Source organism: Parapedobacter luteus (assembly GCF_900168055.1).
GTDB classification, from domain to species: Bacteria; Bacteroidota; Bacteroidia; order Sphingobacteriales; family Sphingobacteriaceae; genus Parapedobacter; species Parapedobacter luteus.
Genome location: NZ_FUYS01000009.1, coordinates 147,735 through 173,293, shown reverse-complemented (window position 1 = coordinate 173,293; position 25,559 = coordinate 147,735). Strand labels below are relative to the sequence as shown.

Annotated in this window: 18 protein-coding genes; 12 read left to right on the top strand and 6 right to left on the bottom strand. The window is 47.6% G+C overall.

Features of this window, described 5'->3' with window-relative positions:
* The first annotated feature begins 11 nt into the window (after window positions 1–11).
* Window positions 12–698 (top strand): potassium channel family protein, encoded by a 687-nt coding sequence (locus B5X72_RS16240; protein WP_079717978.1) that lies wholly within the window; start codon window positions 12–14, stop codon window positions 696–698.
* 60 nt (window positions 699–758) lie between these two features.
* Here B5X72_RS16240 and B5X72_RS16235 read toward each other — a convergent pair whose 3' ends face one another.
* The gene (locus tag B5X72_RS16235; RefSeq protein ID WP_079717977.1) at window positions 759–3,650 is read right to left on the bottom strand and encodes a triple tyrosine motif-containing protein; all 2,892 of its coding nucleotides are present in this window, start codon (window positions 3,648–3,650) and stop codon (window positions 759–761) included.
* Window positions 3,651–3,934: 284 nt separating this feature from the next.
* On the opposite strand from B5X72_RS16235, the gene B5X72_RS16230 reads away from it, so the two are divergent.
* The 3 genes from B5X72_RS16230 to B5X72_RS16220 are packed head-to-tail and all read left to right on the top strand — an operon-like array spanning window position 3,935 to window position 9,859.
* A complete protein-coding gene (locus B5X72_RS16230) occupies window positions 3,935–6,964 on the top strand; it encodes a SusC/RagA family TonB-linked outer membrane protein (protein ID WP_176146248.1) in 3,030 nt (1,009 codons plus the stop codon).
* A gap of 26 nt (window positions 6,965–6,990) precedes the next feature.
* The gene (locus B5X72_RS16225) at window positions 6,991–8,541 is read left to right on the top strand and encodes a RagB/SusD family nutrient uptake outer membrane protein (RefSeq protein WP_079717975.1); all 1,551 of its coding nucleotides are present in this window, start codon (window positions 6,991–6,993) and stop codon (window positions 8,539–8,541) included.
* Window positions 8,542–8,572: 31 nt separating this feature from the next.
* A complete protein-coding gene (locus B5X72_RS16220) occupies window positions 8,573–9,859 on the top strand; it encodes a glycoside hydrolase family 2 TIM barrel-domain containing protein (protein WP_079717974.1) in 1,287 nt (428 codons plus the stop codon).
* Between the two features lie 101 nt (window positions 9,860–9,960).
* On the opposite strand, the gene B5X72_RS16215 is transcribed toward B5X72_RS16220, so the two are convergent.
* Window positions 9,961–10,818, bottom strand: a complete 858-nt coding sequence (locus B5X72_RS16215) for an SDR family oxidoreductase (RefSeq protein WP_079717973.1) — start codon at window positions 10,816–10,818, stop codon at window positions 9,961–9,963.
* A gap of 32 nt (window positions 10,819–10,850) precedes the next feature.
* Window positions 10,851–11,261 (bottom strand): Rrf2 family transcriptional regulator, encoded by a 411-nt coding sequence (locus B5X72_RS16210; protein ID WP_079717972.1) that lies wholly within the window; start codon window positions 11,259–11,261, stop codon window positions 10,851–10,853.
* A 245-nt stretch (window positions 11,262–11,506) separates the two neighbouring features.
* Here B5X72_RS16210 and B5X72_RS16205 point away from each other — a divergent pair, with 245 nt between their 5' ends.
* From B5X72_RS16205 to B5X72_RS16195, 3 genes are all read left to right on the top strand, one after another.
* Window positions 11,507–12,193 carry an RNA polymerase sigma factor gene (locus B5X72_RS16205; RefSeq protein WP_176146247.1) on the top strand — a complete coding sequence of 229 codons (687 nt, stop codon included), beginning with the start codon at window positions 11,507–11,509 and terminating at the stop codon, window positions 12,191–12,193.
* A 38-nt stretch (window positions 12,194–12,231) separates the two neighbouring features.
* On the top strand, window positions 12,232–12,615 hold the full coding sequence (locus tag B5X72_RS16200) for a VOC family protein (RefSeq protein WP_079717970.1): 384 nt from the start codon (window positions 12,232–12,234) through the stop codon (window positions 12,613–12,615).
* Window positions 12,616–12,999: 384 nt separating this feature from the next.
* Entirely contained in the window at window positions 13,000–15,465 is a 2,466-nt protein-coding gene (locus B5X72_RS16195; protein ID WP_079717969.1) for a YfhO family protein, read from the top strand.
* Here the strand turns inward: B5X72_RS16195 and B5X72_RS16190 are convergent.
* Entirely contained in the window at window positions 15,452–16,048 is a 597-nt protein-coding gene (locus B5X72_RS16190) for a ribonuclease HII (RefSeq protein WP_079717968.1), read from the bottom strand. The two genes, B5X72_RS16195 and B5X72_RS16190, sit on opposite strands and share 14 nt — an antisense overlap.
* Window positions 16,049–16,363: 315 nt before the next feature.
* Between B5X72_RS16190 and B5X72_RS16185 the strand changes: the two genes are divergently transcribed.
* From B5X72_RS16185 to B5X72_RS16175, 3 genes are all read left to right on the top strand, one after another.
* Window positions 16,364–17,137 carry a sulfur globule family protein gene (locus tag B5X72_RS16185; RefSeq protein WP_139378740.1) on the top strand — a complete coding sequence of 258 codons (774 nt, stop codon included), beginning with the start codon at window positions 16,364–16,366 and terminating at the stop codon, window positions 17,135–17,137.
* Window positions 17,138–17,205: 68 nt separating this feature from the next.
* Window positions 17,206–20,076, top strand: a complete 2,871-nt coding sequence (locus B5X72_RS16180) for an outer membrane beta-barrel protein (RefSeq protein ID WP_176146246.1) — start codon at window positions 17,206–17,208, stop codon at window positions 20,074–20,076.
* 52 nt (window positions 20,077–20,128) lie between these two features.
* Window positions 20,129–21,355 carry a M16 family metallopeptidase gene (locus B5X72_RS16175; RefSeq protein ID WP_079717965.1) on the top strand — a complete coding sequence of 409 codons (1,227 nt, stop codon included), beginning with the start codon at window positions 20,129–20,131 and terminating at the stop codon, window positions 21,353–21,355.
* A gap of 10 nt (window positions 21,356–21,365) precedes the next feature.
* On the opposite strand, the gene B5X72_RS16170 is transcribed toward B5X72_RS16175, so the two are convergent.
* Entirely contained in the window at window positions 21,366–22,100 is a 735-nt protein-coding gene (locus tag B5X72_RS16170; RefSeq protein ID WP_079717964.1) for a DUF481 domain-containing protein, read from the bottom strand.
* 101 nt (window positions 22,101–22,201) lie between these two features.
* Here B5X72_RS16170 and fabD point away from each other — a divergent pair, with 101 nt between their 5' ends.
* Window positions 22,202–23,086, top strand: coding sequence for an ACP S-malonyltransferase (gene fabD / locus B5X72_RS16165; RefSeq protein WP_079717963.1), 885 nt, complete (start codon window positions 22,202–22,204; stop codon window positions 23,084–23,086).
* On the opposite strand, the gene metK is transcribed toward fabD, so the two are convergent.
* The gene (gene metK / locus B5X72_RS16160; protein WP_079717962.1) at window positions 23,081–24,334 is read right to left on the bottom strand and encodes a methionine adenosyltransferase; all 1,254 of its coding nucleotides are present in this window, start codon (window positions 24,332–24,334) and stop codon (window positions 23,081–23,083) included. The genes fabD and metK overlap by 6 nt on opposite strands.
* Before the next feature lie 299 nt (window positions 24,335–24,633).
* On the opposite strand from metK, the gene B5X72_RS16150 reads away from it, so the two are divergent.
* Window positions 24,634–25,512 carry a diacylglycerol/lipid kinase family protein gene (locus tag B5X72_RS16150; protein WP_079717960.1) on the top strand — a complete coding sequence of 293 codons (879 nt, stop codon included), beginning with the start codon at window positions 24,634–24,636 and terminating at the stop codon, window positions 25,510–25,512.
* The last annotated feature ends 47 nt before the right edge of the window (window positions 25,513–25,559 follow it).

The window sequence follows — 25,559 nt, the reverse complement described above, 5'->3', positions numbered from 1 at the left end:
GTAGACTGACTATGAAATACATTGTTATGGGCCTCGGAAATTTCGGTAAATCACTGGCCATCCGGCTTACCGAACTGGGGCATGAGGTTATTGGCGTAGACAATCGCATGGCCAAGGTAGAACAACTGAAGGAAAAAATCACACATACGGTATGTATGGACAGTACGGATATTGATGCCGTAAGTGCGTTACCACTGAAAGATGCCCACGCAGTGATTGTAGCTATCGGAGAGGACGAAGGGGCTTCGTTGTTGACAACAGCGTTGCTGAAGCAACTTCCGGTGAAGCGTATTATCGGGCGGATCGTGTCTGACCTCCAGCGGACGGTGCTAGAGGCAATGAACATTGACGAGTATATTATGCCCGAAGAGGAGTCAGCTGCGCGGTTGGCGATGCGTTTGGACAACCTCGATATTGTTGATTCTTTCAAAGTATCCGATCGGTACAGCATTGTGGAGACCAAAGTGCCTGGCAAATACGTGGGAATGACCTTGAAAGAAGCCAACCTGACCAACAAATACAGGGTCATTGTGCTGACCACGATTAAGTCGACGGAGGCGTTGGAGAATGGCAAGGTAAAAATCAACAAAGAGGCAACAGGGATTGCCCAATCAGACACGGTATTGGAGGCCGGCGATATCCTCGTGTTGTTCGGAGAGCTGAAGAATATCAATCGGTTAATTCAAAAAGGCGATTAACTTTCGATATTCTTTATATACAAGGGCATGCCCTGTCTGAATAAAAAGGCCATGGCTGGTCTAAATTGCTGCCAGGTATTCATTTAGAGGTACTTCGGTTTGTAGGCCTAGCTTTTTCCTGAGACGGTATCGGTGTATTTCCACCCCGCGGACGGAAATATTTTGAAGCTGCGCAATCTGTTTGGACGAAAAGTTCAGCCGCAGATAGGCACATACTTTTAGGTCGTTGCGTGAGAGCGATGGATATTTCGCTTTCAATCGATTAAGGAAACCGTCGTTCAACTCATCAAAATGAGTGGCAAATTGATCCCAGTTGGCACTGTTCTTTTCGATATCCTTGAGCAGCGACGTGATCCGTTTTAGATCGCTTTCGTCTTCAGCGCTGAGGTGCAATTTTGCCAATTCAAGCTTGACCTTACTGAGCGCGCCTGTGTTTTCCATCAATTGCATGCTGGTATTGGCAAGTTCCTTCGTTTTCATTAGTACTTCATTTTCCAGCATTTCGTTTTGGAGTTTTACAATTTCCTTTTCATTTTTTTCGATCTCCAATTGGTGGATATAACGCAATTGCGCCAGCTTTTCCTCGTATTTGTTCTGTTGGAGGCGCCAAGCGCGTTGCTGCCATCGGATGAACAGGTATAACCCTATCAATGCAACGATTACGTATATAAGTATGGCCCATTTTGTTTGGTACCAAGGCGGGCGTATTACAAACGTGTACACAACAGGGTCAGATTCGACATTTAAGCTGTTGCGCGCTTTCAGTTTAAAAGTATACGTGCCGCTTGGTAGGTTAGTGTAGTCTTTTTCTGTATTCGTACTCCAAGCCGACCATTTGGTGTCGTAGCCTTCTAACCAATAGCTATAGCTTATTTGGCCCTGTATGCCGTAGTTTGGTGAGCTGTACTCAAAATGAAAGGCATTAAAAGCGGCATGCAACAGGGGGATTTGCAGCCCTTGCTGTGTATAGGATCCGGCACTGTTTTGCGAAGGGTATCCACCAAATATGGTGCTGTCCTTTTTGCCGGAAATATTTACAACCGAGAGCAATACCCTGGGTTGTGGTGTATTTGTCCGGTATTTTTCATAGTTAAGGTGGATAATTCCCGTTTCGGAGCCGATATATATGTTGCTTTTGTCATACGGGTAGATATTTTCGAACCCTGAGGTATTCAACCCTTCTATTTCGGGGAAATAGAAAATGCCACCCGAAATACTGTCTGCCACTGACTTTGCTACGCCGATTTTTTTTCCGCTGCAAAACCACACGTTGCCATCGGCGTCATCCTTTAAGTATTTTATTGGAATTCCGGCGAAAAGAGCAAACGATTGGGAAGGCATAAACCGTCCAGCCGCCCGGTCAAACTCGTACACACCTGCCTCGGTTGCAAATACGATACGGTTCTTGATCCTGAAGACAAAATTTTGATAAGATGAAGGTAGACCATCATCTCGGGTAAAGAGGCGCACAGCGTACGCTGTACTATCGGACGATAAAGTTAACCGATAAATGCCACGGTAAGGGTGTGACGCCCAGATAGTGCCATCTTCATCGCGCTCCAAAAAGCGATATGAGTCGGCCTGACCCGCGAGCGTACCAGCACGTTTGAATCTGCCGTTTGAATAGCGTAGCATATCTACACCATAATATGTGCCCACCAGCATATCCTGTATTGGGTGCCCAGATGAAAGCGGTAAAAACATCCAAGATCCCGTACCCGTCGCGACAGGTTTGGCAAGCTCATCGTTTATTAAGAAAATACCGTTGTTATGGGCAAGAATCAACTGCCCGTTTACTTCCTCAAGGCGCCATGCTTCCCCTCGGTCGCTACCATTTACTAAAGAAAATTTACCCTGGCAAAGGCTATGGTCAGCTATTCCTCCGGCCAACTGGGCTACGTATACGCCATTGGAAGAGGAAACATAAAGCTTGTTCCCCAAAATTCTGGTGGAGAAACCTGTCACGTCGTTTTCTGTGTTTGGTCGGAAAAATTTCACTGCACTGTTATAGCCGATCACGGCAATCGTATTATCGACACCTGCCCAGATATTCTGGTCACGATCAACAAATACGCGGGTAACATTAGTGTTCCGCAGTCCTTCCGCAGCAGCGATACGTTGAATCACGCAGCCATCCAGCGTACGTATCACGCAGCCATCTGTAGAAGTGGCCATTACGTATGCATTGTTGCTTAATTTTGCGAACGATGGGGTATATAGGTCTTGCCAAGGGCCGGTGTTTAGGCGCTGGAGTGTATTGTTATGCAAAAGATAGTTCTTGTTGGTAATTGTTGCCACGAAGACACTGTCTGTGCCAATGGGGAGGACCGAGGCGACGATGGCCTCCTCCATGATGTTTGCATTGTTGAGAGGCACCCATTGCTTATTCCTGAACTCCAGTAGGCCGCGGTTTTTATCCTGTGCAAATAGCCGCCCGGCTGCTTCGCCTAGAAATAGCCATTCTGAGACAGGAGTATGTACCGTGATGCCGCCATTGGTCCATTCAAAAATACGATCGGTAGCCCGGAAAAAAACCGACCGCCCGGTTGCTGCTGTATTCCATATATCTGCAAATTTCTGGTAGGCTTGCGGCACGCGGCTACTTAATGAGGTATAACTCAGTTTTGTATGGACGCCTCCTTCAAAATAGCCAAATTCGCCCTGTCCCCCAACATATATTCGATCGTTTTCATCGATAGAAATTGAACGTAGTATGGTACTATTGGGAAGCGGATACGGTTTCCAATAGCGGCCATTAAAGGTTATTAACCCTTCATTATTGGCAAAGTACATGATGCCTCTGCTGTCCTGTTTGATGTCCCAAGTGCGACTTCCTCCTTGAAACACGGATTTGTTATAGTTAAAGACCGGGGGAATGCCTAGGCTGTTCTGGCCGAATATAACATAAGGCAGGACAGCGAATAAAACAGCAAGCAATCGACAGACCTTCATCAGAGATTTTTAAACACCGTTTGTTGTCACAGCGAAGTGCCCAAATATAGCGAAATTCGTCGATTTCGGGCTATTGATGTAGAAATGATGTAGTGCGATGTTTCGGGTTTTTCATGCGGTAACGTTACTTTTGGCCCCACTAGTTGTAAACAACAAATTCCAATTAATTCATTATGCGATGAGACCTGCGTGAGCTGCCAAGGGAATACGAATAAATAGCGCATGCAAGTTTCATAGCCTTAAAAAAATCATGTTAAATGAAAAAGTGTGTATTAATACTTGCCATGATTACACTTTTGTCCTGCGTACACGGATACGTACGGGCACAAAGTAGGACAGTAACTGGAAGTGTTACTGATGAAGCAGGAAATCCCGTGATTGCTTCAATAACGGTAAAGGGTGTTCCAGGCATCGGTACCACAAGTACGGAGACGGGATCGTTCAGCTTGTCTGTTCCCCAGACGGCTGATTCGTTGATTGTTTCTGCCGTTGGCTACGCGCGACAGATCTTAGTAATCTCCGGCACAGTGATGGACATTCGGTTGGCTCCGGATGGTGGGTTCAATTTGGATGAGGTGGTTGTAGTTGGCTATGGTACGCAACGCAAGGGCGACCTTACGGCACCGGTTGCTTCGGTCAATATGGAGAATGCGACGAGGCGTACTGTCTCCACGCCGATGGATGCTTTGCAGGGAGCAGTGACTGGGGTACAGGTGGTGAGCTCGGGCGCACCGGGTTCTACGCCGACAGTACGTGTCCGGGGCGTTGGTTCTCTCAACAATGAAAATCCGTTATACGTAGTAGACGGGATGTTTATGGATAATATTGATTTCCTTAACCCGAATGACATCGCTGATATGTCGGTCTTGAAAGACGCTTCGGGTGCGGCCATTTACGGTGTACGGGCGGCAAACGGTGTGATCATCGTCACCACAAAACGAGGCAGCCTCAATATGAAGCCACGCGTCACCTACAACGGTTATGTAGGTGTTCAGACCCCAAATAATGTGTTGAAGATGGCCGATGGAGCGCAATTTGCAGCTTATTCGCTAGCGAAGGGCGATCGGTATGTTGTCGATAACTCGGTAGAAAAATTTGGCGGACAGGATACCAGACCAGCGATGGATACCGATTGGTATAACGAGTTACTGCGGTCTCAGGCGCTAATTACCAACCACAACGTGGATGTACAGGGGGGCAGCGATAAGATCTCCTATACTTTTGGGGTAAACTATTTGGATCAAGATGGCATTATGGACGCAGAAAACTATCACCGCAAGTACAACATTCGCATGCAAGCTGAAGCGCGGGTAGCTCCGTGGTTGAAAATCGGGTTTACCGGTCATCTGAATAATTTCAACCAGTTTTCGCCGAATAACGCAGCTTTCCGTCAGGCATATTTCGCTTCGCCACTGTATCCGGTTTACGATCCAAGCCTTGAATTGGCGAACCCTGTCAAGTTTGGTACCAGCGCTTCCATTGGTATACCGACAGGCTTCTGGTTTAATAACCCGATTGCTACGGCGTATTACAATCATAATGAAAACAAAGGATTCCAGATATTGCCAAGTGCTTATGTGGAGGCAGAATTTTGGCGAAAGAAGCTAACCTTCCGGTCGCAGCTCAGCCAGCGCTATCAGTCTACACATGCGATAGCCTATACGCCGGTATACTACATTGACAATGACCAGCGGAGTGATCGCTCATATTTGCGCTCGGCTCAAGAACGGAACACCAACTATATCCTTGACAACCTTCTGACCTATCGGGATGAAGCAGGTGCACACCATTGGACCATGTTGCTGGGGCAGTCCGTACGCGAAGAGCGCTGGCGGGAAACCTGGGTATCTGCTAACGATGTGCCGCAGTCGCCGGAATTCTGGTATGTCGGCCAGGGCGCCCAAGGTATTGGTTCGGCCACCGGCTATGGCGAGGGTGGCTTTCGCAATGCGGGGGTTTCGTTCTTTACGCGGGGTACATATGATTATGACAATAAATACTTGCTTACGGCCACATTCCGGGCGGATGGCAGCTCGAAATACCAAACCAAATGGGGTTATTTTCCATCGGTAGGTTTAGGGTGGGTGCTCAGTCGTGAAGGCTTTATGGAAAACCAATCGTTGTTTGACCTCTTGAAGATCCGCGGCAGCTGGGGGCTTCTGGGCAATGACGGCATCCAGCCCAACGCGGGGTATGCCATTATCAATTCAGGTAACAATAATTCTGCGATATTCGGCAGTGTGGGCACAAGCTACGGAAGCCGCGTCCCAGGATATCGAGTGAGCCGGTTTTTTACTCAGGTACGCTGGGAGGTGGTCGAAGAATGGGACGGCGGTATCGATTTTGCACTATTGGGCAATCGGTTGAATGGTACAGTAGACTATTACTATCGTCGTACCAAGGACCTGGCTTTTAGTCGTCCGATACCATTCCTGTGGGACCGTGTATACGGCAACTGGGGCAGCGTGGCCAACAGCGGATGGGAGATCGGATTAGACTGGAAAGACCAAGCTGGCGAGCTTGGATATACCATCGGGATTAATGCAACTACACTGAAAAACAGGGTCGTTGACTTAGGTGGACTAGACAACATCATGAACGGGTTCCCAGAGTGGACTGCCGAATTCCCGGCACGTATCGAAGAAAATCAACCAATCAACTACTATTATGGGTACGAAGTGGTTGGCGTATATCAAAACCAGGCCGAGATCGACGCAGATCCAATAGCGCGTCAATACAACGCAGCAAACCCTGGGTCGCCTATACAGCCGGGTTACCTGAAATACAAAGATCAAAATGGCAATGGCGAACTGGATGAGGAGGACCGCATAAACCTGGGCAATTATTTACCTAAGTTGACGTATGGTCTCAATATTGGCCTGACGTATAAACGATTTGATTTCAATTTGGCCTTACAAGGCGTGGCTGGCAATAAAATACACAACCTCAATCGGGCAATGCGGCGTAAATATCCGCAGATGAATGCAGACGAAGCCTTTATCACCGGTCTTTGGACAGGCGAAGGCTCTACCAACAAATACCCTTCGGCACAAGGAAGTGTAGCCTCTTGGAACCTGCAGGCGAGCTCGTTCTTCGTAGAAAGTGGTGCCTACCTGCGCGTCCAGAATATCCAGGCGGGATACAGCTTCAATATCCGAGAGTCTATACCTGTGCGCGTCTTTGCAACGGCAGACAGGCCGTTTATTTTTACCGGCTACAACGGGTTTACCCCAGAAGTATCCGGAATGGGATACGATGCAAATGTGTATCCGGTGTCGGCCACCTATAGCCTAGGCCTGAATGTTACTTTTTAATTTAAACGGATATTAATAAGATAGCCATGAATAATTACAAATATATTGCAATCAGTGGATGTATCGTTGTGGCATCCCTGCTGAGTGGGTGCGAGAAGTTCCTGGATAAGCCCCTGGAAAACCAACAGCGGTCTGAAGAAATTGATTATACCAATCTTTCGTTGATGTATGCGCCGGTATCGGGTGTTTATCGGGCCGCGTCGGATGACAACCTCGTACATTGGATAGACCTTTCAATCCGTTGTGTTCGGGAAGATGACTACGAGCAAGGTGCGCCAAACCCCAACGATAACCCCGAACTGATGAGCATCAAGAATTTCCAGCGCGATGTGACGATACAGTCGTATTGGGGGCTCAACCAGTCGTGGATCAGCTACTACAGCTTAGCCATTGCGGCCAACAATGCGCTGATGGAATTGGACCGTTTTGCCGAGACTATCCCTACAGGCAATACCGCTGATGCTGCACTTAACAGACAGTATCAGGCAGAAGTCAGGTTCCTAAGGGCTTATGCACACTTAATGGCCACACGTCTGTTTGGCGATGTGCCCATCTTGTCAGATAGCGGCGACATTGCTCGGCTTACCACCATCGAAAAGAGCACTGCCGCGGAGGTCCGGCAGTTTATCATCGCAGAGATGGATGCGTGTGTTACTGATTTGGAAGATGCCAGACCGAATGAATCCAGACATGTAGGAGCTGTCACCCGGTACTCGGCCTTGTTGCTGAAAGCCAAAGCTGCCGCTGATCTGGCAGGCAACGATAACGCAAGTCCCTATTGGGATACTGTACTGGAGGCAACCAATGAGATCATCACTAGCAATAAATTCTCGCTTTACCCAGATTTCTACCAGCTCTTTAAACTTCCCGGCAAGCTTTCAAACGAGTCGCTTTTTGAGTTGCAATATTCCGATTTTGGTCTCCCCGCGGGCGATATTGTGCGTCCTGGAGTAGATTGGGGTACCTTCTTCCGTTGGCAGGGACCCGCGGGCGATCAGCGCGGAAGCCCTATTTCGGGGGCAGGATGGGTTCCCCCGTCGCAGGATATTGTTGATTTCCTGACAAATCGCGGTGACGACACCCGGCTTCGAACCACCATTCTGTACTGCGGTGTGGATGGCAATCCGGCTACATTTGTCGAAACACCCAGTGGCGATCGTGTATATGGCAATGACTTTGGCACAAAGTATTTCAATGGCAAAACCTACCTGCCAACATCACAGATGACCGAAGGCCGTTTCGAGTACGGGGCTAATAACAATGTGCGCATCCTGCGCTATGCCGATGTTCTATTGCTGAATGCCGAAGCTAAGGTACGCAAGGGACAGAGCGGCGATGAGCCCTTCCGGCTGGTGCGCCAACGCGTGAATATGGCGCCTATTACTGGTGTGACGCTGGAGCAGATTCTTGACGAGCGCAGGGCTGAGTTTGCCTGTGAGTGGTGGGGTGAGCGTTTCAATGATCTTGTGCGCACGGGCAGAGCGCAGCAAGTGTTTGGGTCGAATTTCATTCCTGGGCAAAGTGAGTACGTACCTATACCGCAGACGCAGATAGATGCCAATTCGAATTTCAGGTAGACGATTTTTTGTAGTTAAAAAACTGATTGTTATGAGTTTTTCTAAGTTAGCGATGTTGACGATTGCCGCGCTGCTTTCGCTGGCGCTCAGCGTTTCCGCGCAGTCCGGCAAGCCGATAAAAACCGAAATTGTTGAGCAAGAAGGAGGGTATACCTTGCTGCGCGACGGCAAACCTTATTTTATAAAGGGGGCAGGTGGCACCAGCTATTTGGATCGGTTGAAAGCTTACGGTGGAAATTCCATCCGCACGTGGAGCACGAGCGACGGACAGCAAGTGCTGGATGAGGCGCAGCGGTTAGGGCTTACGGTGACCATGGGGCTTAGTATGGGCAACGAGCGCCATGGCTTTGATTATGACGATGCGTCGGCTGTAGCGGATCAATTAGAGCGCGTTCGGGCAGAGGTGCTTAAGTATAAAGATCATCCCGCACTCTTAGCTTGGGGAATAGGTAATGAGCTGAATCTGCACTATACGAATCCAAAGGTGTGGGATGCCGTCAACGCTGTGGCTGAGCTGATCCATGAAATCGATCCTAACCACCTTGTTACTACGATGCTTGCGGGAATCAACCAAAAGGAAATCGACTATATCAAAACCAAGTGCCCGGCACTCGACCTGATTGCGGTACAGGTATACGGCGGCCTCGCATCGGTACCCGAACAGATCAGAGCTACAGGTTGGGATAAGGCGTACATCGTTACCGAGTGGGGGCCTACCGGCCATTGGGAGGGGCCCCAAACGCCATGGGGTGCTTCGGTAGAAGAGACAAGCAGTCAGAAAGCGGCCGTCTATAAAAGCCGATATGAAGCCTCCATCGCAAAAGACACGCATTGCTTGGGCTCGTATGTGTTCTTGTGGGGGCAAAAACAGGAACGCACACCTACGTGGTACGGCCTATTTACCGAAGCGGGAGAGGAAAGTGAGGTCGTCGATGTGATGCAATATTTGTGGACGGGTCAATGGCCCAAAAATCGGGCTCCACACCTGGATTCGGTGGTATTGGATGGTAAGCAGACCTTGGACTTCATTTACTTAAAACCTGGGCAATCATACACGGCCGTCGTATATGCCTCCGATCCGGACAATGACAAGCTTACGACGCGTTGGGAGCTGTTGCCTGAAAGCACGGACCTCAAGGAGGGCGGCGATCGTGAGCGCAGACCGGAGGCTATTCCCGGGCTGGTCAGCAGTATGGCGGTAGACAAAGCCACGTTGACAGCACCTTCTAAAGAAGGTGCCTATCGGCTATTCTTGTATGTCTCGGATGGCAATAACAATGTGGCCACAGCAAATATTCCCTTCTTTGTGAGGCGATGAGCATGACATCGCGGAGATACCAATCAATCCTTGCCCATGTAGGTGGGACAAGGATTGATTCTTCGTCCTGCTTTTCGGCGCGAGAAAATACGGCCTAAATCTCAAGCCGATTTTGCTATCGCATTTTTGACAGACGCTGCCAGCGACGTGGTTGGATGGCCTATCAATCGCGAAAGCGTGTGGCTGTCATCGAATAAGTCGCCCTTGGCAGCACTCGCATCCCATCCAGCAATGGCTTGGGCAAAATGCTCAGGTACACCCAGTGATTTCAGGACTTCAGCATACCCCTTTTCCGGAAGGTCGTTGTAGGAGATATTTTTCTCAGTCTGCCGGGATACTTCAGCTGCGAGTTCCGTCAGTGTGTAGGCCTCGTCGCCCGCCAATTCGTATACCTTTCCTTGATGGTCTTCGCTGGTCAGCACTACAGCGGCCGCCTCGGCATAATCGGCACGGGCAGCAGAAGCAATTTTGCCTGTACCTGCACTGCCGGTGACCGCCCCTGTGGTCATTGCTGTGACGATCGACCCCAAATAGTTTTCGGTATACCACCCATTGCGCAAAATCGTATACGGGATGCCGGACCCCTTCAGTGTTTCTTCCGTCGCCAAGTGCTCAGCAGCTAAACTCAAGGTGGAAGTGTCAGCATGTAGTAAGCTCGTGTAAATCACCCATTTCACACCAGCTCGTTGTGCCGCTCGGATGACATGTTCGTGCTGTGTTTTACGTTGTCCAACCTCATTAGAAGAGATCAATAGTAGGTGCTCGATCCCTCGCAAGGGTTCAGCAAGCGATGCCGGTTTGCTGTAGTCAAAAGCGAGGACCTCGATGCCCAAGTCAACGGCCTTTTCAGGACTACGTACCAATGCTACAAGATTGTCGGCAGCTATCCTTGCTTTCAACTTTTCTACGACCAGACGACCCAGTTGTCCTGTCGCTCCTGTTATTCCTATTTTTGCCATTTTTATTCAGTTGCATTATATTATTCAAACAATCAGCGGAACTGCTTGACAAACTTCTCCAATGTGATACTTTGAAGGTAAGCCAGCATCAATTCGTCGGTTTTTGCAAATAGGCCATCTAGTGCCTTGTTGATTTGTTTTCCTATCGGGCATTGCGGGTTTGTGTTGAGGTTTTTCTTGCCCAGTACCTCTGTATTCTTTACAAGCAGATAGATATCAGCAAGCGAGATTTCGGTGCTGGACTTTTGCAGTCTGGAGCCTCCTTCCTTGCCTTTGCGGGTAATTACCAACCCGCGTTGTTGCAGCGTTCCCAGCTCTTTCCTTACCATCACCGGATTGATATTGATGCTGTTCGCAATCCAGTCGGAACTCAGCCATTCGCCGTCATTATCGGCTAATATCGCCAAAACATGTACCACTGTCGCAAATCGGGTGTTGTTCATATGATTCAAAGGTAAGTAAGTATTTTTAATTGTAATAATTGTTGTTACAGTTATTGTTTATTTGTTCAGATCGTTTTTGAGCATGCGCATGGAAAGCCAAATGGGACGATTCTCAGGCAACTAACGCCGCCATCAAGAAAAACACTAACTTTATAACCGAAATATGAGCGATCCGCAACAGCTTGTTTGAGAAATAAAGCGAGGGAATGCCACCAAAGAATGGGAACCATCTATTGTTTAAGCCAATGGAATTTCAATCACGAGACAGGATTCAACCGCCCTTTGAGGAGATGTATCGTATCGCAAAGCAGTATGCCCGCCGGCAAGCGGAGGCCGACGATTTGGTACAGGATTTACTTCTCGAAGCAGTCAGAACGGAAAAAGATTTTACAGACGCCCGTTTCATGGCATGGGGACGGGGCTTTCTTCGCAATCGCGCAGCGTTCATTGCCCGTACGGAAGGCCGTCGCCGCAAAAGGGAAGCGGTGTATCATAATACCGAGGCGGATGTCGAGTATTTCCGGCTGCAGCTTCCTGATACCCTTATTGTTGGCCTTCGTCCATCGCTCCGTATACTCGCCCGCTTGATCAACTGCGGCTTAGATCGAAAGGAGATGCTATACATCCTGAACCTAACCGATACGGCGCTGCGCCAACGCCTGGTGGCATTACGCCGGGAGTGGAAAACCTACTGTGATAGGACGGGAGAGCAACATCCTGAGCCTCAAGATAAGCCCGATCATCTATTATCCAGCGGATTGATACGGAGGTCGCTTATCCAGGCATTCAGGCACAATACGAATCGGACACAACACCTGTCGGGCAGGATTATTGGTAGCCACGATCCAGATGGACATTTATTTGCAATTCGTACTTTTCTTGCTCACAAAAAGCACGCCGGTGGCAACACTAGTAAAGACAAAGGGAAATAACCCTGCGCGAAATGTTAAACGTAAAAACAAGGACTAATATGGATTTAAAATTGAAAAAAGGTATTGCCATAATTTTTAACGTAAGCGATATCGACCGTACAGAACACTTTTACCGAAACGTTTTGGGAATTGAAACAGTGCGCCAATCTGGCGGGGATGAGGCCGATTGGTTGATTGCAAAGTGGGAAGATCATGTTGAATTGCTGTTTTTTCAAGGAACAGAAAAGGCCGGCCGGTCACCTGTCGTGGTATTCGAGCTCGAGGACGGGTATATGGAATCTGTATTGGAAAAGCTGGCGAATGAAGGTGTTGAGATAGTCACCCCCGTTACAGAAGCTCCCGGTGGCTGGAGTGCCGAAATTGCCGATCCAGACGGCCATCCATTGGCGTTTTTTCAATCGGGCGAATTACCACTTCGGTAAACTCGAAAAGGCATTGGATGCCGCAAAGCAATTGTGCATTTGCGGCATCCTACTTAATCTTTAAACCAATATTATACGTTCGCGGTATCATACCTTACCCGAAAAAGACCTTTTCAACCGCGCTAAGCCGGGTCGCTTAATATCGCCATTACCAGTGTTGCGATATTCCGTGTTAGCTGAGTAGGTGGGTGGCAGTCACCATCGTAGAAACGAATCACTCCGACTTTATCCCAAGATATGCTGCATGTGGGTATCAGGCAAATTGCTCAACAGGGCCGTGCGACCGAAAGGTGATAAGGACAGTAAATTTTATTGGATAGGAGTTCGTGAATACGAGGCAATTTATCTAAGTTTGGCACTTTGTTATTACAACCATTGCGATAAATGAAGACCTGGTTCAACAACAATTCGACTCACTTGGCGGTGATTGGCGTTTTCATCGCCATCTGTTTTCTGTATTTTACTCCTGCCTGGCAAGGGAAAGTACTGTATCAGCAAGATGTGTTGCTCGCTCAGGCGGGGCAGAAGGAGATAGTAGATATCAAGGCCCGTGATGGCGATATGCCGCTCTGGACCAATTCCATGTTTGGCGGAATGCCGTCGTATCAAGTGCTGATGGAATTGCCCAATAACCTGACCACGTATTTGCTGCGGGGGGTTAAAGCAGTATTTCCACATCCCATCGACGTTGTGTTGTTATATTTGTTGGGGGCTTATCTATTGTTCACTGTTCTGAAGGTAAGGCCGTGGTTGGCCGCCGTGGGCGCTATTGCATTTGCGTTTTCGTCCTACAATTTTATTTATATCGAAGCAGGGCATGCCAATAAGACTTACGCTGTAGCCTTCATGGCACCGATATTGGCGGGCATATTGCTGGCGTTTCGAGGCAGATACCTATGGGGTGCTGTATTACTGGCATTAGCCATGGCGCTTGAAATTCGGGTAAATCACATTCAGGTAACGTACTATTTATTTCTGGCCGTGTTGATATTGGTGGGCATCGAGCTATACCATGCAGTCAAAGAAAAACGATTGTTAGGCTTCGGCAGGGCTATCGTATACCAAGCAGTGGCTGTACTCGTGGCTTTGGCGGTAAATGCTTCCTTATTGTGGCCGACCTATGAGTACAGTAAAGAAACGTTGCGAGGAAGGGCTAATTTAAAAACCGAAAATGCGCAACGGGCAGATAATGGCGTAAGCCGCGAATACGCTTACCAATGGAGCCAGGGGGTGGGAGAAAGCCTGACATTTTTAATACCTAATGCCTATGGCGGGGGAACTTCAACCCAACTGGATGCGAGTTCTAACGTGGCTAAGGTATTAATGAATCACGCATATTCACCCGAAGCCGCGGCTAACTTTCCGACTTATTGGGGAGAAAAAGATTTTACTTCGGGACCGTGGTATTTTGGTGCCGGAGTAGTCTTTTTATTTATATTGGGATTATTTGTTGTAAAAGGTAAGCTTAAGTGGTGGCTACTCGCGACGACAGCCTTGGTGCTGCTACTGTCGTTTGGACGGCATTTTCCATTGGTTTCAGATTTGTTCTTCAATTATTTTCCAATGTACAATAAGTTTAGGGCCGTTGAATCGGTGTTGATTATAGCAACACTGTCGGTTCCTATTCTGGCGGTTTTGACCGTGAGCGAAATCGCCACGCAAGGTGACAAGATCAAAAAATTGGATAAAAAGCTGCTATATGTCTTGTATGGTGTAGGAGGCGCCGTGCTGCTTATTGCGCTGTTGCCCGATGTATTCCTGAGCTTCAAGAGCTCCAACCACCAAGCGATGATTCAGCAATATGCGCAACAGCTACGGGACAATACCTTAGCCAACGAACTGGTGTCTGCATTGGTGAAAGACCGCGCCGCCTTGGCAAGGGCCGACGCGTTCCGGTCGCTGTTATTCATCGTTATTACATTCGGGCTGGTATGGTTACTCGTCAAAAACAAGCTAAAAGTGCAATCAGTCGTTATGCTGTTAGGTCTTGTTACGTTGATAGATCTATGGAGTGTAGACAAGCGGTACTTGAATGCAGATCGGTTTGTAGACAAATTGCAGCTAAATCGCCAATTTATACAGGAGCGTGAGGTAGATCGGCTTATTTTGATGGATAGGGACCCCAATTACCGTGTGTTTGACTTGACGACGAATCCTTTTGCGGATTCCCGTACGTCTTATTTTCACAAATCCATCGGTGGCTATCATGCCGCTAAGCTTATGCGTTATCAGGAAGTTATTGAACGGCAGTTTTCTGGTGCCATCAACGAAGATGTACTCGATATGCTCAACACCCGATACATCATCACGCGGGACAATAACCAGAACAGTGAACGCATCCAACGGCGCAATACAGCGGCTGGCAATGCATGGTTCGTAGAGAAAGTCACCTTAGTGAAAGACAATGAAGAAGAAATGCAAGCTATCAATGGGTTTGATCCGCGTAAAGAGGCTTTTATCCATGAAGAGTTCAAACCATGGTTGGACGAAAAACGGTTGCGAACTCCAGTGAACGCTACCATTGAACTAACTTCTTATCGACCTGATCGGCTGGTATATGAATACTCTACGCCCAATGATGCATTGGCGGTATTTTCCGAAATATGGTATGACAAAGGTTGGAAGGCGTTTGTAGATGGCGAAGAGCTGCCGATTCTAAGGGCAAACTACCTTTTGCGTGCTTTGCAACTGCCAGGAGGAAACCATAAAGTCGAGTTTAAATTTGAACCGCAATCCTACCATCTGGGAGAAACGATTTCGTTGGTTGGCTCCATCGTCTTATTGTTCGGTATCGGTTTGGCCATTTGGCTGGAGGTAAGAAAAGGAACCGCACCGGTCAAAAAAGCTTAAGCTGGGGGTCAGTGACGCGGAAGGTTCGGCGATGATGAGGTGTAAACCCATGCTGTAGGATGGCGTTTCTATGCTGGATGGTTGGATAACCTTTGTTTTGGCACCAGCCGTATTCCGGAAACTCGGTAGCGAGGCTTTCCATGTATTCGTCGCGATAGGTTTTAGCAAGTATGGATGCTGCAGCAATCGATAAATACTTACCGTCGCCTTTTATAATACAACAATACGGGACCTGCTGATAAGGGATAAACCGGTTACCATCGACAATGATATATTCGGCTTTTAACGCCAAGGTGTCGAGCGCCCGATGCATTGCCAAATAGGAAGCGTTATGGATATTGATCCGATCGATCTCCTCAGCCGCCACGCTTGCCACCGCAAAAGCCAGGGCGTTCGATTCGATGATATGGCGCAGTTCTTGGCGTTGGGCAGCAGAAAGTTGTTTAGAATCCGTGAGTACCTCGTGTCTGAAGTCTTTTGAAAAGATGACAGCGGCGGCAAAGACAGGGCCGGCTAAACACCCCCTACCTGCTTCATCGCAGCCCGCTTCGAGAAGTATATCCTGATACCTAGGTAGTAGCATTATTCCAAACAGTTTCGTTAAACCGGTAGCAAACTTAGATAAGTTGACTTTTTTTCACAAGTGTTTATTTTCAGCAGCGTTTATGAAATCGCTGTGCTAAGCTTTTACACGTATTGGTTTTTCTTTCCTGCGAAGCAGGTGCATACGTTTGATTCGATGCGTTTTGTTGGAAAGCGGTTTGCTTTATTAGCGGAAGAGCAAGGGAAGATAGCCATTTTTTCAAGATTAAATCGGTTTAATACTTCGGTTGTAATAATTCTTATACAATTAAACTTATCACGTATGATGGTGTCAAAATCACACATTACAGTACAAATGACTAAGAATACTTGTACGTTATTGCTGTTTGTTTTTGTTGCAGTGAATCCAATATTCGCGCAGCGCAACAAAGGTAATGTCCAACAATCGCTGGATTGGGCGGCCTCCATCGTCATTGACGGCAAGCTTGATGAATGGGGAGACACACTAACCTATGAACACACCACGCAGAAATTTCGTTATCACATCAAGAACGATACGGAAAACCTGTACATCGCGATGCGGGTACTTGATAAGGATCGGCAGATGCAAATTTTTGCACAGGGGCTCGCCTGTATGGTTAACATTAAGGGCAAAAAAAGGGAGGGGCCTACGGTATATTTTCCCGTTGCGGACCGCTTGGCATTCCGTTCGATTATGTCTGCAGACAACGACAATCGTCCCGATGACATGCGAAAAGGGGCCCTTGAAGCTATACGGGCGATTTACGTAATGCGGTTTGAAGACATACTCGACGGCCAAATTTCCCTCGAAAATACATACGGAGTACAAGCACAAGCCACATTGGATACGGCCGATGCGCTGTGTGTTGAAATGGCAATTCCATTGAATCGCTTGGGCGTGTCTGTCGGCGACACCGGAGAGTTGGCTTTCAACATCAAAATCAACGGCGTGATAATACCCGGCAGTGGTAGCTCAGCCAGTACGATGAGACGCGGTTATGGGTATCCATATGGCTACGGATATCCCTACGGATATGGACAGCCGACACCATCAAAACCTAGAGAAGAACCCGGCGTGTGGGTGGTGGCACCTTTGGCTAAAGAATAATTTTTTATTTATTAATAATGACAATTAGCAATCAATCAGGTATTAGACAAACATTTACAGTAAGTCTTTTGAGCGTTTTATTGACCTCGCTCAGCGTTCTGGGATTTTCCCAAACCAACAAACGGGTGCAAGGCACGTTAAGCAATCAGCGAGGTGAACCCGTTGTAGGCGCCTCCATTAAACTCGTCTCGCCCCTCGACTCTGTGCACACAAGCTCCGGTGCAGGAGGTCTTTTTACGTTCACCAATATAAAAGGCGATCGTTTTGTCCTTACGGTAACCAGTCTGGGCCTCGACACGCTTCAGCGGAGCTTTGCTTTCGAAGCAGGTAAAAATGAGCTGATGCTGCCCGTAAGCCTAAACGAATCGAGCCAAATGCTCGCAGAGGTGTCCGTCACGGGTGTCGCCGCAATGACGGTTAAGGAAGATACACTCGAATACGCAACTAAAGATCTAAGGCTTCGTGAAGGGGCGTTGGTACAGGATGCATTGAAAAAGCTCGACGGTGTGGAAGTCGATAAGGATGGCAATGTTACCGCCCAGGGCGAAAGTGTAACGCGTGCTCGGATTAATGGCCGCGACTATTTCGGCGGGGATATAAAGGCTGCTATACAGAACCTGCCAGCGGAAATCATCGAAAAAATCCAGATTGTGGATGACTATGGCGATATGGCCAACCTGACCGGTAACCGTAGCGGCAGCCCCGAGCGGGTATTAAACCTGGAAATCGCTCCTGAGAATAATAATGGTGAATACGGCAATTTCCGTGTGGGCGGCGGTACGGAAGATCGCTATCAGGCAACAGGATCGTATGGCAAATTTAAAGAGGGCATGCAATTATCGGTCTTGGGAAACTTGAATAATGTAAACGCGAATATGTTTGATTTCAACATACGAGGTGGCGGTGCCCGTCGCGGACCCGGTGGCGGCAGCTTCGGTGGCATGGGCGGTGGTGGTTTTGCCCGAGGCGGGATGGGCGGCGGCGGTTTCGGTGGCAGCGACGGGATCACCAATACGCAGTCTATCGGTATCAACTACCGCCAAGATATCAATGACAAATTATTGATGTACGGTGATTATAGTTTCGGTCATACCGATAACACGACGCTGAGCGACCGGTTGGAAGAAGTTATCGCTTCGGGAGAAAATACCTTTATATCAAGTAACATGAACAATGGAAGTATCGGTAACGACCATAGGTTCAGTTGGAATGTTGAATACAAACCAGATCAGAAAAACTTCATTAAGTTTTCACCTAATTTCAGTTATCGGCAAAACCGGGGAGATAACTTATCGTTGAGCAGAAATAGGTTGGGCGATGTACTTGTAAATGATCTTGAAAATAATCAAACTAATCGGTCTTACTCACCGAACTATGGTGCCAGTGGCTTGTATAACCGTCGATTGAGCGACAACGGCCGTAACATCTTTGTAAATTTCTCCATTAATACGGCGAGTACTGAACAAGACCAGGAACGGATCATTAATTCGATCGTGTTTCAAGGCTCGGTAGAAGATTACCTTGCCGAATATGAACAGCATTTAGTGGATCTTCAGAACAAAAGCCTCAATGGCGGGACGACCGTTTCTTATATCGAGCCAGTTGGCAAGAACAGCACGGTAGAGGCAAGTTATGATTTTAATTTTGCGTCATATGACAATAATAGGAGGGCCAACGCTTATAATTTGGATGGGGCAATTATTGACCAGCCGGGGTATAACGTGGATCAGCAGTACGACTACACGTTTTATACACACCGTGGATCCCTAACCTATCGATACCGTAAAGATAAATGGAATTACTCGCTCGGCGTGGCGGCACAGCCCAATCTACTAAGGGGGGCTGCGAATGTCAACGGCGAGTATGTTCCCATTAGCCGAGACGGCTTTAACTGGATGCCGGTGGCACGGTTGGAGTATGAGATGTCCCGCACCAAACGGTTTAATGTAAATTATACCGGGCGGGCCACCGAGCCGAGTGTGACTCAAATACAACCTTTCACGGACTATTCGAATCCAAATGCGCCCGTGACCGGTAATCCGAACCTTAATGCAGAGTTCACACACGAACTCCGTATCAATTACCGTAATTTTGACATCAGTAATGGGACGTCTTTCTTCGTCGGCGCTACCGGGTCGTTGGCGGAAGATAAGATTGTGACCAATCGGACAACAATCCCCAATCACCCAACGTTAGGGGTCGTGCAGGAAACCGAGTATCTCAATACCAGCGGATTTTATAACGCACGGGGTTTTTACAACTTCTCAAAACCGTTTTCGAATCGGACCTATACCATCTCTTATGGTGGGATGGTCATGTACAATAACAATGTCTCATTCACAACTTCGGACGTTGCTACCCCGGGCGCTGAACCGGACTTCCAGACATTGCGCAATATTGCAAAAAATTGGCTGATAAGCCAAAACATTAATTTCCGGTATAACCCTTCTGAATTTGTAGAGGTCGTACCCGGAATACGTTATACGTACAACACCACAACCAATACCGTGGTATCCCGCAATAATGCGGATAATAATATTTCAACTTGGGCTTTTACGTTGAATGGTTCGGTCAACCTCTCCCCTACCTGGATATTTGGAGCGGATTTGGCAAAAACAACCAACAACGGTTACAGTGCTTCGGTGCAGGCTAATCCATTTATCATCAATTCGTATATCGAAAAGCAGTTTTTTAAAGGCAGGACTGGCGCAATCCGATTCCAAGCTTTCGATTTGCTTAATGAACAGATCAACGTTTCACGGAATGTGACCGAGAATATGATCGTCGATAGCCGCAGCAATCGCTTGGCACGCTATTTTATGCTTACGGTGTCTTACCGCTTTTCAAATTTTGCTGGGGGAAACATGTTTGACCGTCCCGGTGGGCCCGGAGGTCCAGGAGGCTGGAGAGGCGATCGCAGACCCGGAGGTGGAGGCTAAAAAACCTACTGGGTTCTGAAAACCCAGCAGGTTTTTGTTATCTTGCGTGGCAATGGAATACGATCTTATTCAGTTACCCAACGGCATCCGGGTAATCCAACATCACTCCACATCGCCGGTGTCTCATGCATGCATGATCATCAATGCCGGAGCAAGGGATGAGCAAGAGGGGCATTACGGGTTGGCTCATTTCATCGAGCATCTGTTGTTTAAGCAAACGGAAAAACGCAATACTACACAAATATTAAATAGGCTTGAGGCCGTAGGGGGCGATCTGAATGCCTACACTACCAAAGAGTATACCTGTGTTCACGCGTCTTTCCTAACACCGTATTTGGCACGAGCGTTGGATCTCTTTGAAGATTTGTTTTTTCATTCGGTTTTTCCGGAAAGCGAGATGGAAAAAGAAAAAGGGGTAATTCTGGATGAGATGGCTTCTTATTGGGACAGTCCCGAAGAGGCCATCATGGATGATTTTGAAGACCTACTCTTTCAAGGACATGCACTTGGACATAATATATTGGGTACGGTTGATGATCTGAAACGACTTACCAAGGCCGATATCGTTAATTTTATCCAGCGGAATTACAATACGCATGAGATTGTGATTGGCGTCACCGGTGATTATTCCCTAAAGGAGGTACGAGGTATTGCCAACCGGATTCTGGGCAAGATTCCGGAAAGTCGAAACCGGCGATATCGGCAGGCTCCTACCCAATACGGAAACCACCATGCGGTCATTAAGAAACCCATAAACCAAGCACATTATGTGATGGGTGGGTTGGCTTACGACATTCATCATGAATATAAGACCGGGTTATTGCTGCTCAACAATATACTGGGGGGGATGGGCATGAGCTCGAGACTCAATTTGGTCGTGCGCGAACGGCATGGTATTGCATACACCATTGAATCCAATTATACACCGCTTTCTGACACGGGATTGTTTCATATCTACTTTGGTACCGATGAGGAGAAAGCGGACAAGGCGCGACGGTTGGTAGGACAACAGCTGAAAAAAATGCGCGAACAAAAGCTCGGGGTGATGCAGCTTTATCAAGCGAAAAAGAAGTTTAAGGGACAGATAGCGTTGGGCGAAGAAAACAGGCTTAATTTAATCATCACGTTGGCCAAAAGCCTATTGGATTATGGTAGCGTGCAGACGTTGAATGAGGTGTTTGGCAAAATTGATGCGGTTACGGCCGATCAATTATTAGCGATTGCGAATGAGATTTTTGCAGATGACCGCCTCTCAAGCCTGAGCTTTGTACCGGAATAACACGTCATAGTCAAAAATACCGTTCAAAGGCCAGCCCGTATGTAAATAGGAGATTCTCGCTGTCCGTACGGTTGATTCGATTATACGTCAAGGCTGCTTTGAGGCTTAGCCATCTGTTGAGTTGAAAGGAAATGTCGTTATTCAGCCGGATGTTGAAATCGGCCCCACTCGTAAGCGAGGGTTGATAAAAGTTGGTGCCTTGCAAGATGACGAATTGCTTAATGGTAAACTTATATACGAGGCGGAATGAATTGCGTATGGTCTGGTAGTGTATAGGAATGTCGTTTTCAAGAATACTGCTTGCGTCAAAAAGCAAACCATCGCTGATATTGATGTAGGCTACGTCATTATCCAGCATGCTATATGCTACGCCGGCACCGGTAAGGAGCTGGTTTTTGATCCTCAATGAGTAGCTGGTGTTGTAATTTGCCAGTCCCCAATAAAAAAAACGCTTATTGGCGCGGTAAAAGTTGGCATCGAAGCTGGCAGAATAGTCGTTGTTCGTCTTGACACTGTCTTGTTGTCCATAAAGCCAGTTGTTATTCAGATTGAGGCGTATCCGCTCTTTTTGAATTGAAAAACGTAATCCATTGTTGAAAAGGAAGGCACTCTGATTATTGGCCTTATTAATCGAATTGGTAGAAGAAAGCTGCACATAATAGTGCGTGCTGTCGGTCCACTGCGCACAGGCCGCGGCGACTACCGAACAACAGACCACGACGATGCATGTAATTCGCTTGACCATGGAAAACAAACTTAGCTAAATTGCCTTAATTTTAGGTGTCAAATGATATCTTTGCCAAGGTCTTTTTTTTTTCGAAGTGCATAGATTAAACTGAACAACAAATGAAGCATGCTTATATATTCCCCGGACAGGGTGCCCAATTCGTAGGTATGGGTAAAGATCTGTATAACCATAACGAAGAAACAAAGTTCTTGTTTGAACAAGCCAATGAGATTTTGGGATTCCGTATTACGGATGTCATGTTCGAGGGCACAGACGAAGATTTAAAACAGACCAAGGTCACCCAGCCGGCCATCTTTTTGCATTCCGTTATCCTGGCGCGAGCACTGGGGAAATCATTCAACCCACACATGGTAGCCGGACACTCATTGGGTGAATTTTCGGCGTTGGTAGCGGCCCAAGCTTTGCGCTTTGAAGATGGGTTGCAGTTGGTGGCCGCACGTGCCAATGCAATGCAGGCAGCTACGGAAATCCAGCCATCTACAATGGCCGCCATTCTGGGACTTGATGATTTTACCGTGGAGGATATTTGCCGGCGCGTCAGTGAAGTGGTTGTGCCAGCCAATTACAATTGTCCGGGGCAATTGGTGATTTCAGGGTCTATCGAAGGCGTCGACAAAGCCTGCGAATTGCTGCTGGAGGCCGGAGCAAAACGGGCGCTGAAGCTTAATGTAGGCGGGGCCTTCCATTCGCCTTTGATGGAGGCTGCCAAGGTGGCATTGCAAGCGGCCATCGAAGCAACGGCTATTAACAAACCGGTTTGCCCGATTTATCAAAACATCGATGCAAAGCCGTACACTGATCCTGAGGCGATAAAGCAAAACCTTATTGATCAGCTCACCGGGCCGGTACGTTGGACTCAAACCATTCAACACATGATTGAAAGTGGGGCTACATCATTTACGGAAGTAGGGCCCGGCAATGTGCTGCAAGGGCTGGTCAAAAAGATTAACCGCCAAGTTCAAACAGCCGCTGCAGCCTTATAGGCCAAACGCGGCTTTCACACGGTCCACATAATCGAGCTTTTCCCACGTAAATAGTTCAACGTCCAAAGAGGTGATCTCGCCGTTGCTGTTTTCAAAGGTCTTTGTCACCGTACGTGGCTCGCGTCCCATGTGACCATATGCAGCCGTTTCCGAATAAATCGGATTACGCAGTTTAAGACGGGTCTCGATGCCGTAAGGTGTCATATCAAACAATTCCTGGATTTTGCGGGCAATTTCGCCGTCGGATAGTCCGACGTTTGACGTGCCATATGTGTTGACGTATATGCCAATGGGATCCTTTACACCGATAGCATAAGAAATCTGTACCAACAGCTCATCAGCTACGCCTGCAGCCACTAAATTTTTCGCGATATGACGCGTCGCATAGGCCGCTGATCGATCTACCTTGGATGGATCTTTGCCAGAAAAGGCCCCGCCGCCATGGCCGCCTTTACCACCATACGTGTCGACGATGATTTTCCTTCCGGTTAATCCGGTGTCTCCGTGTGGGCCGCCAATCACAAATTTCCCAGTGGGGTTAATATGATATGTGATCTGGTCGGTAAAAAGCTGTTGCAACTCGGGCTTCAATTGGGCTTTTACTCTTGGAATAAGGATGTTGACCATATCGGATTTGATCCGGTCAAGCATAGCGGCTTCGGTGTCGAATTCGTCATGCTGGGTAGATATGACAATGGCGTCAATTCGGATGGGCTTATGGTTGTCATCATATTCCAACGTTACTTGTGCTTTTGAATCAGGCCTTAGGTATTTTATCTGATCATGCTCGCGACGCAGTGCGGCCAGCTCATAGAGCAGCTTATGAGCCAGGTCGAGGGCCAAAGGCATCAGGTTTTCGGTTTCATTATTGGCGTAGCCAAACATGATTCCCTGATCCCCGGCGCCTTGCTCCTGCTTTTCTTTACGGTCTACACCTTGATTGATATCCGGAGACTGCTCATGTATAGCGGAGAGGATGCCACACGAATTGGCTTCAAACATGTATTCGGACTTGGTGTACCCGATGCGTTCGATTACCGATCGAGTGATTTTTGGTACATCGAGGTATATTTTAGATTTGACCTCCCCCGCAAGCACCACCTGCCCCGTGGTGACCAGTGTTTCAATGGCAACGCGCGAGTCAGGATCCCATGCCAGGAAGTTGTCAATAAGCGCATCAGAAATTTGATCAGCTATCTTATCTGGATGTCCTTCGGAAACGGACTCTGAAGTGAATAAATAAGGCATTACTATATTATTTGTATTATCTAATGTATAAATATCCAATGGCTGAAATGAGGGAAAGCATGTTTTTAGCACTTTTTTATCGTGGTTGCAATCCTATGAAGGCTCTGGACGGCTATCATATCCAAATCAATCCACATTTCACGCTGCAAAGCTACAATACTTTTGTTGTTTTCAAAACGGGAAGATCGCGATTCGTTATTCCTAATCGACTGATGTTAAGTTTTTATAAATTGTTGCCATATACATAAAAATATACCAATATTGCTGATACATTTGTCATGGTAAACACGCCAAGAGGCATGGGGAAAAGGAAGCGCATTTTATTTATTATTAATCCAATATCTGGAGGCAAGAAAAAAAGAGGCTTCGAGAAGCGCGTCATGGAAGATCTTGACTTGGCGTTATATGATCCCGAGTTTGTTTTAACGGGGCATATCGGCCATGCCAACGAGTTGGCTACAAAAGCCGTAGCCGATGGCGTAGAGGTAGTTGTGGCGGTGGGGGGAGACGGTACGATCAATGAAATCGCATCGGCCCTGAATGGTACCGATACGATATTGGGTATTATTCCCGAAGGATCAGGCAATGGGCTGGCCTTATACCTGGGTATCCCACTCAATGAACGCGCCGCAGTGAAGCGGCTGAATCGGTTTGAGCACATGACCATCGATAGTGGCGTTATCAATGGCCTGTTTTTTTTTAATATGGCCGGCATAGGGTTTGACGCTTCGGTAAGCGATCGGTTTGCGAATGATTCGCTTCGAGGGCCAATAGGGTATCTAAAGGCGGTCTTGACCGAAATTAGTACCTATAAACCAAAACAATATGTGCTGGATATTGATGGGGATCGTTTCGAACGCGAGGCATTTATGATAAGTGTGGCGAATTCACCGCAATATGGTAATAATGCATATGTTGCACCGCAGGCTTCAGTAACCGATGGTCTATTGGATGTTTGCATCGTTCATAAGTTTCCCTTATATACCATTCCGATGATGGTGTTTCACCTGTTTAATAAGACAGCGGATCAATCCGAATATGTAGAGATTATCCCTGGCAGGCGGATCCACATTGAGCGGACGTATATCGGGTCCGTGCACGTGGATGGCGAACCCAAAGCGATGGGCAAAGTGCTGGATATCGCAGTAAATCCCAGTACATTGACAATTCTTTGTTGAACGTAGTGTAATTTTGTTATTGAACGTAATTTATTCGCAAAATAACC